This window comes from Pseudomonas flavescens, from assembly GCF_013408425.1.
GTDB lineage: Bacteria > Pseudomonadota > Gammaproteobacteria > Pseudomonadales > Pseudomonadaceae > Aquipseudomonas > Aquipseudomonas fulva_A.
In genome coordinates this window covers 106981-123142 of sequence record NZ_JACBYV010000001.1, presented here as the reverse complement: position 1 = coordinate 123142, position 16162 = coordinate 106981, and the positions used below count along the sequence as shown (strand labels likewise).

The following is a 16162-nucleotide window of genomic DNA, read 5'->3' as shown; positions in this document are numbered from 1 at the left end:
CTCCTACAGAAATGGATGTTCGACACCCGCGAGGCAGACGCGTCGACCTCGGCGCGCGGGGCGCCTACGAAAGCATGAAGACTCCGGCCCGTAGGAGCCCGCTTGCGGGCGATGCGATGGCGGCCTTGCCGCTGAATCGGCGTTGGCAAGGTGATTCGCCCGCAAGCGGGCTCCTACAGAAAGGGGTGTTCGACACCCGCGAGGCAGGCGCGTCGACCGCGGGGCACCTACGAAAGCATGAAAATCCCAGCCCGTAGGAGCCCGCTTGCGGGCGATGCGATGGCGGCCTTGCCGCGGAATCGGCGTTGACCCGGTGATTCGCCCGCAAGCGGGCTCCTACAGAAATGGCTGTTCGACACACTCGAGGCAGGCGCGTCGACCGCGGCGCGCGGGGCACCTACGAAAGCATGAAAATCCCAGCCCGTAGGAGCCCGCTTGCGGGCGATGCGATGGTGGCCTTGCCGCTGAATCGGCGTTGGCCCGGTGATTCGCCCGCAAGCGGGCTCCTACAGAAAGGGGTGTCCGACACACTCGAGGCAGACGCGTCGACCGCGGGGCGCCTACGGAAGCATGAAGATTCCAGCCCGTAGGAGCCCGCTTGCGGGCGATGCGATGGCGGCCTTGCCGCGGAATCGGCGTTGACCCGGTGATTCGCCCGCAAGCGGGCTCCTACAGAAATGGGCGTTCGACACACTCGAGGCAGACGCGTCGACCGCGGGGCGCCTACGAAAGCGTGAAGACTCCAGCCCGTAGGAGCCCGCTTGCGGGCGATGCGATGGCGGCCTTGCCGCGGAATCGGCGTTGACCCGGTGATTCGCCCGCAAGCGGGCTCCTACAGAAAGGGGTGTCCGACACACTCGAGGCAGACGCGTCGACCTCGGCGCGCGGGGCGCCTACGAAAGCATGAAGACTCCGGCCCGTAGGAGCCCGCTTGCGGGCGATGCGATGGCGGCCTTGCTGCTGAACCGGCGTTGGCCCAATGATTCGCCCGCAAGCGGGCTCCCACAGAAATGGGCGTTCGACACCCGCGAGGCAGACGCGTCGACCTCGGCGCGCGGGGCGCCTACGAAAGCATGAAGACTCCCGGCCCGTAGGAGCCCGCTTGCGGGCGATGCGATGGCGGCCTTGCTGCTGAACCGGCGTTGGCCCAATGATTCGCCCGCAAGCGGGCTCCCACAGAAATGGGCGTTCGACACCCGCGAGGCAGACGCGTCGACCTCGGGGCACCTACGAAAGCATGAAAATCCCAGCCCGTAGGAGCCCGCTTGCGGGCGATGCGATGGCGGCCTTGCCGCGGAATCGGCGTTGACCCGGTGATTCGCCCGCAAGCGGGCTCCTACAGAAAGGGGTGTCCGACACACTCGAGGCAGACGCGTCGACCTCGGCGCGCGGGGCGCCTACGAAAGCATGAAGACTCCGGCCCGTAGGAGCCCGCTTGCGGGCGATGCGATGGCGGCCTTGCTGCTGAACCGGCGTTGGCCCAATGATTCGCCCGCAAGCGGGCTCCCACAGAAATGGGCGTTCGACACCCGCGAGGCAGACGCGTCGACCTCGGCGCGCGGCTCACACAAAAACGCGACTGCAGGCCAAACGCTGCTGCAGGAGCGGCGCCTGCAAGAAGCGCGGCCGCTGCCCGCTGATCAGATCCTGAAGCTGTCCACCAGTTGCTTGAGGCGCCCGACCTGCTGATCCAGCTCGGTACAGGCATTGAGGCTGGACTGCAGGTTGCGTACGCCATCCTGGTTGAGGGTGTTGATCTCGGTAATGTCCATGTTCAGGCTTTCGATCACCGAGGTCTGCTCTTCGGTGGCGGTGGCCACGGACTGGTTCATGCCATCGATCTCGCCGATACGACGGGTCACGCCGCGCAGATTCTCACCCGCCTGCCCACCGATGCGTACGCTGTCATCGCTGAAGCGACGGCTCTCGCCCATGGTCATCACGGCGTCACGAGCACCAGCCTGCAACTGCTCGATCATCTGTTGAATTTCCTGCGCCGAGCTCTGGGTGCGTTGCGCCAGGTTGCGCACTTCATCCGCGACCACGGCGAAACCACGCCCGGCCTCACCGGCACGAGCCGCTTCGATGGCGGCGTTGAGCGCCAGCAGGTTGGTCTGCTCGGAAATCCCCTTGATCACATCGAGAATCTGACCAATATCGTTGCTCTTCTGGCTCAGCACTTCGATATGGCTGCCGGATGCCTGAATCTTGTCAGACAGATCACCCATGGAGCCCAGCGTGCGCTCAACCATGTTCTGCCCTTCTTCGGCGTCACGACGGGCATCGCTGGCCTGCAGAGATGCATCGGCCGCATTGCGGGCGATCTCCTGGGCGGCGGCGCCGAGCTCGTTGATGGCTGCGGCAACGCTGTCGGTACGTGCCGCCTGCTCGCTGGAGTTGCCCATGGAGGCATTGGACGCTTCGACCACGGTGCTCACGCGGGCATGAACTTCGCGGGTCGCCGAGGCCACCTCGCGGATCGACTCGTGGATACGCTCGACGAAGCGGTTGAAGGCACCCGCCAGCTCGCCGAACTCGTCACCGGAGTCGATCTTCAGGCGCTGGGTCAGATCGCCCTCGCCTTCGGCGATGCCGCCCATGGCGTGGCTCATCACGTGCAGCGGGCGCAACAGGATACGAATCAGCGCGCCCAGCAGCAGCAGGATGGCGATCACGCCGATGACCGTGGACATCAGCGCCGAGATGCGGAACTCCTGCAGAGCGGCGAACGCCTTGCCCTGATCCACGGAAAGGCCGACGTACCAGCGCACCCCTGACAGGCCCTGCACCGGCAGGAAGGTGACGATGCGCGCGCTGCCATCGACGGCCGCTACATCCTGCAGACCGGACTCGAGGCGCGGTGCACCACTGGGGAACAGATCAGGCAGCTTCTTGAGCACCAGGCTCTTGTCAGGGTGCACCAGCACCGTGCCTTTTTCGTCGACCAGGAAGGCATAGCCCATGCCACCCAGATCGAAGGAATTCAGAATGTCGTCAACCGTCTGCAACTTCAGGTCGCCACCGACCACACCTTGAAGGCTACCACCCGTGCTCACAGGGCGAGTGATGGTGATCAGCAGGCCGTCGCGGGGATCCGCCGCCAGGTAGGGCTCGGTCAAGCCCGGGCCGCTGCTGCCCGCAGCGCTCTTGTACCAGGGACGCTGGCGCGGGTCGTAGCCGGCGGGCAACTCGCTGGGGGGAAACTGGGTGTAGGTGCCATCATTCTGGCCGTAATAGGCGTACAGGAAGGCCGAAGCGATGCTGCGGTGCTGCAGATTCCTGGCCAGTGGCTCAGCCGCGCTGTCGTCCTGAACCGACTCGGCCAGGTTGTCCAGCAACTGCATGCGGCCATTGAGCCAGTGCTGAATGTTGCCGGTGGATACCTGACCGACGTCGTGCAGGTAGTTCGCCAGGTTGTCGCGAATCGAGGTGCGCTGCAGGTAGTCGTTGTACAGCGCGAACGATGCGAAGGCGGCAATGACCACCAATGACGCAGCCAGCATGATCTTGTGACTGAACTTGAGGGTGCGCATAGAAGGTCTCGCTGAAAGTAGGACTGAATACGGCTTGCGATCAGGCTATCGGCTCGAAGCGGCCAGCCTTTAGGAAGGCGAACATCAACAGGGCGACCAAAACGGCTGTCCATCGGACAGGCGAAAGGGAATTTTCCTGGGGCGCCCCACGTGCTAGTGTCGGCAACTTTGTCGCCGCCTTACAAAGGACACGTCGGATCATCATGAACCACGCCCTCGCCCAGCTGCAGCCCTACCCGTTCGAGAAACTGCGCGCCCTGCTCGCCGGCGTACAACCCGCCGCCGATCGTTCGCCCATCGCCCTGTCGATTGGCGAGCCGAAACACCGCTCCCCCGCGTTCGTCGCCCAAGCGCTGACCGACAACCTCGAACAACTAGCGGTCTACCCGACCACGCTGGGCATTGCAGCGCTGCGCGAAGCCATCGCCACCTGGTGCGAACGCCGCTTCAAGGTGCCGGCCGGCTGGCTCGACCCCGCGCGCCACGTGCTACCGGTGAACGGCACCCGTGAAGCGCTGTTCGCCTTCACCCAAACCGTCGCCCAGCGTGACGTCGATGGCCTGGTGGTCAGCCCCAATCCGTTCTATCAGATCTACGAAGGCGCAGCCCTGCTCGCTGGCACCCAGCCGCATTACCTGCCGTGCCTGGCCGAACTGGGCTTCAATCCGGATTTCGATGCGGTGGCGCCCGAGGTCTGGCAACGCTGCCAGATTCTCTTCCTCTGCTCGCCCGGCAACCCGACGGGTGCGCTGATTCCCGTGGCAACGCTGAAGAAGCTGATCGCCCTCGCCGACCAGTACGATTTCGTCATCGCCGCCGACGAGTGCTACAGCGAGCTGTACTTCGACGAGACCAACCCGCCTGCCGGTCTGCTGACCGCCTGCGCCGAGCTGGGCCGTAGCGACTTCAAACGCTGCGTGGTGTTTCATAGCCTGTCCAAGCGTTCCAATCTGCCAGGCCTGCGTTCCGGGTTCGTGGCGGGCGACGCGGAGATTCTCAAGGCCTTCCTGCTGTACCGGACCTACCATGGCTGCGCCATGCCGGTACAAACCCAACTGGCCAGCATAGCCGCCTGGCAGGACGAGGATCACGTACGCGCCAACCGCGATCTGTACCGCGAGAAGTTCGCCGCCGTGCTGGAAATCCTCGATGGCGTGCTCGACGTGCAACACCCGGATGGCGGCTTTTACCTGTGGGCCAGAACACCGGGCGACGATGCCGAATTCACCCGTGCACTGTTCGCCCGGGAGCACGTCACCGTGGTGCCCGGCTCCTATCTGTCGCGGGAAGTCGATGGCCTCAATCCCGGCAGCGGCCGTGTGCGCCTGGCACTGGTCGCACCGCTCGAGGAATGCGTGGAAGCCGCACGGCGTATCCGACGCTTCATCGAACAGGCCTAGGCCGCATGGCGGCGCCACCTCGAGGAGGCGCCGCCGTCAACTCGCCGTGCGCGTGACGGTGAGGACCACTGCCGCGATACGTTCTACGTCCTCGTAGCCCGGTTTTTCCAGCTCCTCACCGAACACGTCGGGGTCCACCTCCTCGTAGCGCCAGGCCAACGAGGAGTCGCCAAGCGTGCGCTGTATATAGGCGAGGAAGGGATCGCCGGCAGCGGTCATCGCCACACCGGTATAGAGCAGCAGACTGCCCCCCGCTGCCAGTCGGGTCACCGCGGCCTCGACGATGGCCTGCGACAATCCCGCTCCTAGCTCACCGCCACCGTCACGGTAAGCGCGGCTCTCGCTGTCGAGCATGTAAGGCGGGTTGGCCACGATCAGATCGAACTCACCCTGCACACCGTCGAGCAGATCACTGTGCAGGGCCCTGAGGTTTTCGGCGCCAGCCAGCGCAGCGTTGACCTGAGTGAAGGCCAGCGCCTGGGGATTGATATCCACGGCCAGCACCTCGGCCTCCGGACGCGCCAGCGCGATGCACTGCGCGCCAGGCCCGGCGCCGCAGCCGATATCCACCGCACGACGGATGGAAGTGGACGACGGCGTGCCGAGAAATGCATCGATGGCTCGAACGAAACGATAGGTATCGGGACCGAAGAACACCGCATCAGCCTGCGTTGTCGGATAGCGCGAATGGACGAACAAGCGATCGCCCAGGCTGGAGTAACGCACGGCACTGCGCAGTTGCTCGGCGTCTTCGACCAGAACGCCTGCAGCGCGCATCAACTCGAGCAAATCAGCGCCGACCATGCCCCGCACGAAAGGGCGGCTCCAACCGAAGACCCCCTGCAGATCCTGAGCGAGCGCATTGCCCGGTCGGCCATTGACGCGCTCATGGGTCAGCGGTGTGCCGGTGGTGAATCGATAGCCTCGCTCGGTGAGCGCCTGACCAAGTTGCACTAGAGCCTGCTGGGGTTCGTTAAGCATCGGTGCTCCGACAGCGATTACTGGAGATAGGTATTGAACAGGCGCGTTGCCAGCAACCCTGCGGGGGTGAAGTGGCAGGCAGGCGACATCAGCTCGATCAGCTTTTCCGCCTGCTGGCGGGCTGGCAGCGCACGCAGGGTCGCATGCAGGGCCTGAGCCTCGTCATCCAGGCCGCTCGTCTGCATGGCGTTGGGCTGCGCGGTACTTCGACGGTTGCGACCGCGACTGCGCGCGGCAGTCCAGTCGCCGGCAATCCAGTCATGCAGAATCTGCTGCTCGTAAGCGCTGAACACACCGAACATGGCCGCCCGATCACCCTGCACGAGCTGCCAGAAGCGGCTGTTCTGCGGGTCCTCGTTGCGACGAATCCAGCCGCGTTTCTCCAGCGCCTCGAGCAAACCGCGCACCTGACCCGGCTGGCTTAGCCATTGATTGATGGTGCGTCCCTCGATGCGGCAATAGTCGGAGTGCACCTGAGTGGCGACTTCGCGCTTGCGCTCCAGCATGCCGCACAGTTGTTCGTCGAGATCGAATGCGCCGATCACCGCCGTGGAACCGACACCCAGCTCATTGAGCTGATAGCCGCGCATCACCCGCTGATAGAAGGCATCACGGTCGCCCACTACCGGCAGATTCTCCAGCACGGCCTGCACGGCTTTTTGCGCATGGCCGGTGCTGGCATTGTCGATGGTCACGTGCAGCTGGAAATAATAGGGGTCGATATCCAGCTCGGTGAGCTCGTAGCTGGTGATCAGCAGGTGCAAGGGGAGTTGTTCATAGCCGAGGTTGTAGCCGATCACCTCCGGCAGATACTCATCAGCCAGGTGCCCGAGCGCCAGTTGCTGGGCACCCTGGAGAAAATGCTCGTCTTCCAGCTCCGCCAGCTCATCGCAACCGTTCTGGCTGAGCAGTTGCTTGTACAGCACCACATGGTTCATGGCGGCAACGCCATCGCCCAGTTCCTCGAGGTAGGTACGCAGCAGTGGCCGCAGACTCGGCTCCTGCCAGTGCTTGAACAAGCCATAGAGCCAGGCACCGTCCACCAGTTTGGTGGGCGCCACATGGCGCAGGAAATACACGGCGTGCGCCCGATTGCTGAAATAGCGCCGTGGCTCGCCCTGACGCCGCGCCTCCAGATACTGCGCATAAGCCTGCGTGGTGCGCTGCGCAGCATCGCGCATCCAGTTCAACAGCGCCTCCGGCTGGGCTGGCATGTCACAGGGCTGCCGCTCTGCCTGCTCCAACTGCGCATCGAGGAAGCTGCGCGCCTGATCCACGACACCGTCGGCCAACCGTGGCTGCAGCAATCGCTCATAGAGGGTGCGCGCAGGACCAGCCTGCAGAAAGCTGTAGCTTTCCCGAGGCGTTGTGAAGATCGGCATCAATGTGGTCATGGTCGGAGCCTTGCGTGGGCAGTTCGAAGGCGCTGTGGAAACGGTGAGGTCGAGAACAGCGCTCGGGTGATTCCATGGGTGGCCGTCTTGCCGACTTGCAGGATTGCTCCGGCGAATCGGCCTGGGCCTTATGGAATAAGGAGGACGCTGCGCGAAGAAAGATTCAACTCAGGGGATAGGCGGTAGCGGCCGTATCGAGGCCGCTCGTCAAGACCGCAGGTGTGAGACAGTCAGCCAGAAGGACGGCCAACGGACTGGCAGCGCAGACGCGAGAACGCCAGGCGACGGGCTGCCAGCCTGGCTGCGAGGCGAGCAGGCTCCTTGGCGGCGGAAACATCGAGTTCGCATGGCTCACAGGCATTCGAATCGGCGCACCGACGATTGGAAAGCTAGCGGCCTGCCGTCGCCGGTCTCAGGCTGGACGGCACAGCACCCAGTCATGCAGCAACACCCGCAGTTCGTCGAACTTCACCGGCTTGGCCAGGTAGTCGCTCATCCCGGCGGCCAGGCAGCGCTCGCGGTCACCAGACTGGCTGTGGGCGGTGATCGCCAATACCGGCAGCTCGGCGCAGCCAGGCAACAGGCGCAGCGCCCTGCAGGTGGCGAAACCGTCCATCACCGGCATCTGGCAATCGAGCAGCAATGCATCGACCGACTCGCGCTGCAGACACTCCAGCGCCTCGGCGCCGTTGTCCGCGGTGCGAACCCGGTAACCGAGCTTGAGCAACATACCGCGAATGACCAACTGGTTGATGGCGTTGTCCTCGACCACCAGCACGGTGCATTGCTCCGGCACCCGCACCGGGCTGCCCGTGGCGCGACGCACCACGGGCTCGCTGCCGCCCTTCTGCATCGGCAATGTCAGCGTCAGGCTGAGCCGGAAGATGCTACCGCCACCACCCGCGCGATTGGGCTCGTAGGCCAGGCTGCCACCGAGCAGATCGACCAGTTGTCGACAGATGCTCAGGCCGATGCCGAGGCCGCCATACTGGCGGGTCATCGACGTATCGAGCTGATGGAAGCGGCGGTACAGGTCGGACTCGCGGACATCCTCCAGGCCGATGCCGGCATCGATCACCTCGAAGCTCAACGGCAGGCTGTCCAGCGTCGCTTCGCCTTCCCCCCTTACGCGCAGACGCACCTTGCCGGCGGCGGTGAACTTGATGGCGTTATCCAGCAGGTAACCCAGCCCCTGGGCCAACTTCAGGGCATCGCCTTCCACGGTGTCGGGCAGGCGCTCGTCCAGGTCGAGGGAAAACGCCAACCCCTTGTCGCGGGCACGGCCTTCGTAATTGGCGCATACGCCGTCGAGCAACCCGCGCAGGCTGAAGGTTTCACGCCGCGGGTAAAGTCTGCCGGACTGCAGTTCGGTGAGGGCCAGGATGTCGTTGACCATCTGCATCATGTCCCGCGCCGAACGCGTCGCGGTTTTCTGGTACTGCTCGACTTCCGGCTCCAGCCGCAAGGTCTGCATCAGCTCCAGAGAGCCGATCACGCCATTCATCGGCGTGCGTAACTCATGGGTCACGGTGGCCAGGAAGTCGTCCTTGAGGCGGTTGCTGTCGGCCAGTTCGTGGTTCAGCGCCTCCAGTTTGGCACTGGCACTCTGCAGAATGCGCGCGCGCTCCTCCTTCATGCCGTTGATACGATCCGCCAGGGCCAGGGACAGCAAAGCCACCTCGATCGCGCTACCGATCTGGCTCGCGTACATGGTTAGGAACACGTTGGGCAGGTAGCCGAGGACCATCAGGGTGTTGACCACACCGCCGATCAGAAAGGCCGCCCAGGCGATGATGAAGTAGCGCGCCACCCGCATGCCGCGCAACCAGGCCAGCCCCCCGGCAATCGACACCACCAGGGTGAACACCAGCGCCAGCACGGTAGCCAGACGTAACGAGACGGCGTAGCTGACGGTCAGCGCCAACACCATCACCGCCGTGCCCCAGAGCATCAGCAGCAACAGGCTGCGGTCCACCCAGGGGCTGTGCTCGCCGGTCTGCAGGAAACTGCGCGCGAACTGACAGCCGAACAGCGCCGTGGCGCCGATCAGGAACGGCGTGGCGACGTTCGCCCACCAGGGGCTGTCAGGCCAGAAGAACTCGATGCCGGCACCGTTGACCGATACCTGGTAGAGCCCGAACGAGGCGATGTAGAGGATGTAATAGAGGTAACTGGTATCACGTACGCTTATGAAGATGAACAGGTTGTAGATCAGCATCACCAGCAACACGCCGTAGATGACGCCCAGCACGTAGATGCGCGCTGGCTGCTCCTCGAGATAGGCGGTGGGCGACCAGAGGGTCAGCGGCGCCTGGATGGAGCCCTGGCTCTCGAGCCGCAGGTAGATTCGCCGTACCTGTTCCGGCTTGAAGTCGAGGGGGAACAGGTAGTTGTTCTGGCGGATCTCGCGGCTGGAAAACGGCAGCGCATCACCGGTTCGCTGGGTCAGGCGAAAGCGGCCATCTGCGCCCTCCTCGTAGAGCTCCAGCCGATCCAGCGGTGGATAGGCCAGTTCTAGCAGCCAGTGCTGATTTTGGCGGCTGTGCTCGGAGTCGTGGGGCCGGTACTGCAGGTCGATACGTACCCAGAAGGCCGAGCGCGAATAGCCTGCATTGAGTACCGGTTTGTCGTGATCGCGAAAGCTGCCCTGCAGGGCGCTGGAGGTGACGTCGTCGATGCTCTTGTCGCCGCGCACATCCTCGAACACCGACATCGCCTGGCCGAGCGGCAGGGCTCGGGTGTTCTCGTCGAACACGGCCGGCCCCGCAGCGCTCGCCAGTACCGGGCAGATCGCCAGAAGAATGATCAGAAAAAAACGCATGAAGCCCCGCTGATGACCCTGTTGCACAGTACCGAAGAGCCCCACGCCCCCATGATGATACTGGCTTGCACGGTTCGAATTGCAAATTCGCGCAACTCTAGGGTTTGTTTGCGCCTAAGCGCAAGCCGCGTCGCTGCGCAACATCTCACCAGGCCGGACAGCGATCCGCTAGACGGGAGACGCCGGGAATGGGCTGGCCGTCCGCGTCAGGCTCTGCAACTCAGCGGGCGGGCAGACGCAGCAGCGCCTCGCTGATCGCTTCGGCCAGGTATTCGATGGAAAACACCCCGCCGTAGGTCCAGGTCGAACGCATGGCGCCGAAGCGGCCTTCGCGCACGAACGGCATGGCGTTCCAGAGCGGTGTATCGAACAGCTGATCCTGCGCGGCGAAGGGTTCGATATGCAGAATCACACCGTCTTCGATGCGCCCCAGGGTGGTCACTGGCGATTGCACGATGCCCCAGGGACTGCGCGGCAGCGGGTAGGCAGGCTGCAGATGCAGCAACTGCATGGCGTGATCGGCCATGGAGTTGGCGCCATTGATGAACACCGCCGTGGGCGATGAAAAGCGGATCACCGTGACCTTCGGCAAACGCCCGCGGAAATGCTCGACCAGACGGCGATGCAGTTCATCGACCCGTGCCTGCATCGCCGCCAACTCACGCAGCGCCTGTTCCTCGCGCCCGAAACGCTGCGCCAGCGCCAGGTAGTTGTCACGGGCGGTGAGATAATTGTCGTGCTGCTGGCTGAAACTGCTGTAAGCGGCCACCGGCGCGATGCGCTCCAGCTTGCCGCGGATGTCCTCGAGCAGCGGTGGAATGACGATCAGTTCCGGCTTCAGTTGCGCCAGCAATTCCAGATTCGGCTCGGTACGCGAGCCGGCGCTTGGCACCTCGTCCGGCAGGCGTGGGCGCACCACCCAGGTGCGGTAGTCCTCGGCGTCGGCCACGGCAATGGGGGTGATATCCAGTTTCAGCAGGTGCTCAGCCGCTTCCCAGCTCAACGCCACCACCCGCGGTTGTGCACCGGCGAAGCCGGCCACCAGGCACAACAGCAGCGACACAGCGCGCAACAGATCCTTCATGCCAGGCGCCTCTTGACCAGCAGGTAAACGAAATAGCTGCCGCACACCACCGACGCGACGATGCCGACCGGCAGTTGCAAGGGAAAGATCAGCACGCGACCGAACCAGTCTGCCAGCAACATCAGCACGCCGCCCAACGCCGCAGCGAGCAACAGCTGCGACACCACCCGCCGCGCACCAAGAATCGCCGCCATGTGCGGTGCCAGCAAGCCGAGAAAGGCCACCGGTCCCATCAGGCTGGTGACCAGCGCGCAGAGTAGCGACACCAGCACCAGCAGCGCCAGACGTGCAGCAGGTACGTTCAGGCCACGGCTCAGCGCCACTCCATCGCCGATGGAGATCAGCGTCAGTGCGCGGTGGCAGAGCAGGCTGAGCACGCCCAGTAGCAGCACCCCGGCAGCCAGCCACAGCGATTGCGCCGCCGAGACCCGGTAAGTCGAACCCGCCAGCCAGCCAAGCAGTGCGAAGGAATCGGCCGTGCCCTTGGCCAGACCAAACTGCAACGCCGCATTGAGCAGTGCCGTGAGGGAAATGCCCACCAGTGCCATCAGCGCCGGCGAATACTGATGGCGACGGCCTAGCAGCAGGAGCACGGCGAGCACCGCGAGGCTGCCGATGAAGGCCGCGATCGGCGCGGTGAAGCCCAGCAGCGAACCGCCAAAGATCATCAGCGCCAGCATCACCGCCAGGGTCGCGCCCGCCGAAAGACCGAGGATATCCGGGCTTGCCAGCGGGTTGCGCAGCAGTCGCTGCAGCAGTACCCCGGCGATGGCCAGGCCACAGCCCGCTGCGGCGGCGGTGAGCACGCGCGGCCAGCGCAACGCCCAGATCAGCGAAGACGGCCACTCGAACTGCCAGCCCGCGCTGCTGCGCCCCAGGCAGATGCTCAGCAGCACGGCCACCAGCGTCAGCCCCACCACCAGCAGCGCATGGCGTCGCCGCACTCGCTCCGGCCCCTCCGGCAACGCCAGACCACGGGCGTCATCGGCGGACAACTGGCGCCGCGACAACCACAGCAGAGCGGGGGCGCCGATCAGGGCCGCTGCCGCGCCACTGGGTACCAGGTCCGCCGTCCAGCGATTGGCCAGCAGTGCCAGGGCGTCGGTGGCGAGCAGCAACACGGCGCCCAGCAGTACGCTGTAGAGCAGTTCATCACGGGAGCGGCGGGCACCGAACAGACGTGCCAGATTGGGCGTGAGCAGACCGATGAAACCGATCAGCCCCACAGCGGTGATCGCCACGGAGGTCATCCAGATCGACACCATGAACAGTGCCAGCATCACCGGCCACAGGCTCAGGCCGCGGGACTGGGCGCCGTCACTGCCCAGTTGCAGCAGAGTCAGCGGGCGTGGTGCGAGCACAATGACCAGCAGCCCGATCAACAGCTTGGGCCATAACCAGCCTACCCAGTGCCAGTCGATCTGCGCGAGATCCCCGGCGCCCCAGACGAACAGCCCGCTGGTGTACTGGTTGTTGAGCAGCACCAGACCTGCAGCCAGCGCGCCGAGCAGCAGATTCAGGGCCATACCCGCCAGCACCACCGGCAACCCGGCGATACCGTTGCGCCCGGCGATCACCAGCACCAGCCCCACCGACAGCAGCGCTCCACACAGCGCCGCCCAATGGCCATGAGTAGCCGCGACCGTCGGCACCAGCAAGGTGGCACAGACCAGCCCCAGCCAGGCACCGGACGAAGCGCCGATGGTCATTGGAGACACCAGGCGATTTTGCGTCAGTTGCTGCAGCACGCTGCCGGACAGCCCCAACGCCGCACCGACCAGCAGGGCCATGACCAGCCGCGGCAGCGCCGAGAGGTTGAATTGCAGGGCATCGAAATCATTCTGCACCGCACCGCCGAGTACCGCCCATTGCTGTGCCAGCGGCAATGCAGTGCTCAATTGCAGGTGCACCACCATCAGCACCAGCAGCAGGCCGAGGGTCAGGCCATAGCGCAGCGCTTGCCTGCCGGACGCCCTGGATAACGCGTTCTGCCGCGCTTCGCTGACGCCCATGCTCAGGCCACCACGGCGATCTTGCGGGCGCTACCAGGCTGCTCGATCAGTTCGATGTCGATGTCGTAAAGCTGGCTGAGCAGCGGGTTGTTCAGCAGTTCCTCCGGGGAACCATCGAAGAACACCCGCCCCTGCTTGAGCGCGACGATACGGTCGGCATAGCGGGCAGTCAGATTGATGTCATGGAGGATGGCGACGATACCGCGGCCAGTCGCCAGATTGAGCTCGCGCAGCAGCGTCATCAGTTCGTACTGATGGGCCAGATCCAGCGCCGAGGTGGGCTCATCGAGCAGGATCAGCGGTGACTGCTGGGCCAGCAGCATGGCGATCCAGGCCCGCTGCCGTTCGCCGCCGGACAGGGTATCGGCGAGGTGATCGGCGTACTGTTCGACATCGGTCTGCGCCATGGCCCGTTCGATCATCCGTTGATCCTCGGCTTGCCAGCGGCCAAGCAGACCACGCCATGGAAAGCGCCCGAGGCGCACCAGTTCGCGTACGGTGAGCCCGGCCACATCCGGCAGGCGTTGCGGCAGGAAGGCCACCCGACGGGCGAACTCACGTTGACTGAAACTGGCCAATGGCTTGCCGTCGAGCTGCAGCGTACCGGTGTCGGGCTGCAACTGCCGGGCGATCAGGTTCATCAGCGTCGATTTGCCCGAGCCGTTGTGCCCGAGGATCACGGTGAACTGGTCGCCGGCCAGTTGCAGCTCGTCCAGCGCCAGGGTCAGGCGACCGTCGCGGCGGACCTCGATATCATTCATTCGCAGCATTCGAGACTCAGCTCCTGACGCAGGCGCGCCAGGCGCTCCTCCTGTTTGAGTTTCGGACAGGTACTACATAGCTGGCCATCGGCGCGGCGGAAGTGCTGGCAGCACACCTTGCGGCCCAGGGCCAGACGTTCGCGGCCGTCGTCCAGGCGGACGTCGATCAGCGTGCTGTCGCCCTGCAGATCGAGGGCCTCCAGCCAGCGCCGTTCCAGTTGGTGCAACTGGGCATTGCTCAGCGCCTGCTGACGCTGGATCAGCAGCAGCGCCGCCAGCACGTAGTCGGCTTCGAGGCGGCGCGCCATCTTCTGATGCATGGCGGCCACCGCGTTGTACTCCTGCAACTGGCGCGCCACCAGTTGCTGCAGTTGCCCGGCAGCGAAATCGATCAGGGCATCCTGGCTGGCCTGCCGCGGGCAGTGCTCGGGCAGGCAGAAGCCCGACACCACACCGTCGCACACGGACTGCCCCATGTCGTTCAGACAAGGCACGCGGCCGGCCAGATGCACGCCAAGCAGGCTCAGGTAGATCGGCTGCCAGATCAGCAGCGTCCAGGTGCGGGTGTTCCAGTAATGCGGCCCGGCTTCGGGACAGGCGAGCTGCCAGTGTTGGTAGAGCGCAGCAATGCGTGCGGGGTTATCGGAGGCTCCGCAGGCAAGCTCGTCGCGGCCACTCGAACCCACCCGTCCGGAAAGCCCCGGCAGGGTACGTGCGGTCACCTCGATAAGGTGCAGAAGATCGGCGTTGGCCTGGTACATCGCAGGTCGGCCCCGGAATGATTCGTGACGGCTGGCATCGGCGCGGCAGCGTGGCGCTGGTGCAAGACACGAATTTAACCACGCCCAACGCTAATGCACCAGATTATCATTCGCGCGAAGAGCCCGCCGTTGGCCCCGCCTTGATCAGCAGCGGAAACACTGCAGCGGTGATCAGCAAGCCAAGCGCCCCCACCCAGAATGGCATGTGCTGACCGTAATGGCTGACCAGCAGGCCGGCGCCGTAGGATGCCCCCATGGTGCCCAGGCACTGGAAGATATTGATCTTGCTGAAGTCCACGCCGTAGTTCTCCGGCGTGCTCAATTCGAACAGCAAGGCATCCAGACGGACCGTGACCTGATACAACGCCCAGCCGAACAGCACGCGCCCCAGCAGAATCAGCCACTGGTTGTCGAAACCCTGAATGAAGGTCGCAGCCGCCCCCAGTAGCAGACCGGCGAAGATGCCATCACGGGTCGCCCCCTTGACCGTCGAACGCCTGCTCCACCACAGCGCGAACACCGCCACGGCGCCCGGCAGCGAATACACGAAACCGGCCATCAGCTCGCTGTTCCAGCTCGCCACTTGCTGCCAGTACACGGCGAAGAATGGCCGGGTGACGTAGGCGACGAAGTAGAACAGCAACATCACCACGCACAGCCGGTAGATCGCCAGCAGGCTACGCTGCCCACTGCCGGCTGGCGTCTCACCCGCACTGCTGTCCGCTTCTCCGGTCTCGCCGCTGCGCGGCAGGTGGCCGCGAATCAGGTGCATGCAGATGGCCATCTGAATGAAGTCGCCGGCAGCCATGATCAGAAATACATCGCCGATAGCCAGCACTTGCAGCACCAGCCCGCCAGCGGCTGCGCCGAGAATCGCGCCGAAGTGCACCACCACCGACAACGTACCGATGGTCTGGGTGTGGCTGTCGTGCTGCTGCAGACTCATCACGTAGGGGTACATCAGCAGGTAGCTGCCCTTGAACACGATCATCAGCAACGACACCACCCAGAACAGCGGCAGCGAATCGATGAAGGTCAGGGCCGCGGTCAGCGTGCCGGCCATGAACTGCGCGCCGATCAGAATGCGCACCGGATGCACGCGCCTGGCCAGACGCGCCCACAGCGGAAACACGGCCATCACCGTCAGGCTGATCGCCGCCAGATAAAGACCAACATGCTCCGGCGGGGGATTGTCGAAACGCTCGGCGAAATACTGCGGATAGAAGGGAATGATCAGGTTGTCGGTGACCACCGCCAGGGCGGTCATGGCAATCAGATAGAAGCGCAGGTTCATGGGTCGGCGACAGCGAGGGCTGGGCGTTGCATGATGCACGGGGCTACGCACAAATGCGAACCGTTACGCTTGATGGTGGGGATGCGCCAGTCCCTTCGCGAGACTATCCAGCCTCACCGCG

General features: G+C 64.5%; 10 protein-coding genes. 1 reads left to right on the top strand and 9 read right to left on the bottom strand.

Going from position 1 to position 16162, the window contains the following annotated elements; all coding sequences use genetic code 11:
• Positions 1-1640 precede the first annotated feature (1640 nt).
• Positions 1641-3533, bottom strand: coding sequence for a methyl-accepting chemotaxis protein (locus FHR27_RS27380; RefSeq protein ID WP_042555167.1), 1893 nt, complete (start codon positions 3531-3533; stop codon positions 1641-1643).
• Positions 3534-3736: 203 nt separating this feature from the next.
• Here FHR27_RS27380 and dapC point away from each other — a divergent pair, with 203 nt between their 5' ends.
• Positions 3737-4933 (top strand): succinyldiaminopimelate transaminase, encoded by a 1197-nt coding sequence (gene dapC, locus FHR27_RS00505; RefSeq protein WP_179537511.1) that lies wholly within the window; start codon positions 3737-3739, stop codon positions 4931-4933.
• Positions 4934-4969: 36 nt separating this feature from the next.
• Here dapC and FHR27_RS00500 read toward each other — a convergent pair whose 3' ends face one another.
• The 8 genes from FHR27_RS00500 to FHR27_RS00465 form a co-directional block, all read right to left on the bottom strand.
• Entirely contained in the window at positions 4970-5914 is a 945-nt protein-coding gene (locus tag FHR27_RS00500; protein WP_179537510.1) for a methyltransferase, read from the bottom strand.
• Between the two features lie 17 nt (positions 5915-5931).
• The gene (locus tag FHR27_RS00495; RefSeq protein ID WP_042555164.1) at positions 5932-7308 is read right to left on the bottom strand and encodes an iron-containing redox enzyme family protein; all 1377 of its coding nucleotides are present in this window, start codon (positions 7306-7308) and stop codon (positions 5932-5934) included.
• A 412-nt stretch (positions 7309-7720) separates the two neighbouring features.
• The gene (locus tag FHR27_RS00490; protein ID WP_042555163.1) at positions 7721-10129 is read right to left on the bottom strand and encodes a hybrid sensor histidine kinase/response regulator; all 2409 of its coding nucleotides are present in this window, start codon (positions 10127-10129) and stop codon (positions 7721-7723) included.
• Positions 10130-10349: 220 nt separating this feature from the next.
• On the bottom strand, positions 10350-11213 hold the full coding sequence (locus FHR27_RS00485; RefSeq protein ID WP_042555162.1) for an ABC transporter substrate-binding protein: 864 nt from the start codon (positions 11211-11213) through the stop codon (positions 10350-10352).
• Complete coding sequence (fhuB, locus tag FHR27_RS00480; protein ID WP_179537509.1) at positions 11210-13225, bottom strand: Fe(3+)-hydroxamate ABC transporter permease FhuB; 2016 nt, start codon at positions 13223-13225, stop codon at positions 11210-11212. The genes FHR27_RS00485 and fhuB overlap by 4 nt, the downstream gene beginning before the upstream one ends.
• A 2-nt stretch (positions 13226-13227) precedes the next feature.
• Positions 13228-13995, bottom strand: a complete 768-nt coding sequence (locus tag FHR27_RS00475) for an ABC transporter ATP-binding protein (RefSeq protein ID WP_179537508.1) — start codon at positions 13993-13995, stop codon at positions 13228-13230.
• Entirely contained in the window at positions 13983-14747 is a 765-nt protein-coding gene (locus FHR27_RS00470; RefSeq protein ID WP_042555159.1) for a siderophore ferric iron reductase, read from the bottom strand. The genes FHR27_RS00475 and FHR27_RS00470 overlap by 13 nt, the downstream gene beginning before the upstream one ends.
• A 106-nt stretch (positions 14748-14853) precedes the next feature.
• Positions 14854-16041: an MFS transporter gene (locus FHR27_RS00465; RefSeq protein WP_179537507.1), complete on the bottom strand. Its 1188-nt coding sequence runs from the start codon at positions 16039-16041 to the stop codon at positions 14854-14856.
• Between the last annotated feature and the right edge of the window lie 121 nt (positions 16042-16162).

Bases quoted from the DNA above. Each gene is read 5' to 3' on its own strand.
- FHR27_RS00500 (WP_179537510.1), bottom strand. From the start codon at position 5,914: ATGCTTAACGAACCCCAGCAGGCTCTAGTGCAACTTGGTCAGGCGCTC.
- fhuB (WP_179537509.1), bottom strand. From the start codon at position 13,225: ATGGGCGTCAGCGAAGCGCGGCAGAACGCGTTATCCAGGGCGTCCGGC.
- FHR27_RS00475 (WP_179537508.1), bottom strand. From the start codon at position 13,995: ATGCTGCGAATGAATGATATCGAGGTCCGCCGCGACGGTCGCCTGACC.
- FHR27_RS27380 (WP_042555167.1), bottom strand. From the start codon at position 3,533: ATGCGCACCCTCAAGTTCAGTCACAAGATCATGCTGGCTGCGTCATTG.
- FHR27_RS00495 (WP_042555164.1), bottom strand. From the start codon at position 7,308: ATGACCACATTGATGCCGATCTTCACAACGCCTCGGGAAAGCTACAGC.
- FHR27_RS00465 (WP_179537507.1), bottom strand. From the start codon at position 16,041: ATGAACCTGCGCTTCTATCTGATTGCCATGACCGCCCTGGCGGTGGTC.
- FHR27_RS00470 (WP_042555159.1), bottom strand. From the start codon at position 14,747: ATGTACCAGGCCAACGCCGATCTTCTGCACCTTATCGAGGTGACCGCA.
- FHR27_RS00485 (WP_042555162.1), bottom strand. From the start codon at position 11,213: ATGAAGGATCTGTTGCGCGCTGTGTCGCTGCTGTTGTGCCTGGTGGCC.
- dapC (WP_179537511.1), top strand. From the start codon at position 3,737: ATGAACCACGCCCTCGCCCAGCTGCAGCCCTACCCGTTCGAGAAACTG.
- FHR27_RS00490 (WP_042555163.1), bottom strand. From the start codon at position 10,129: ATGCGTTTTTTTCTGATCATTCTTCTGGCGATCTGCCCGGTACTGGCG.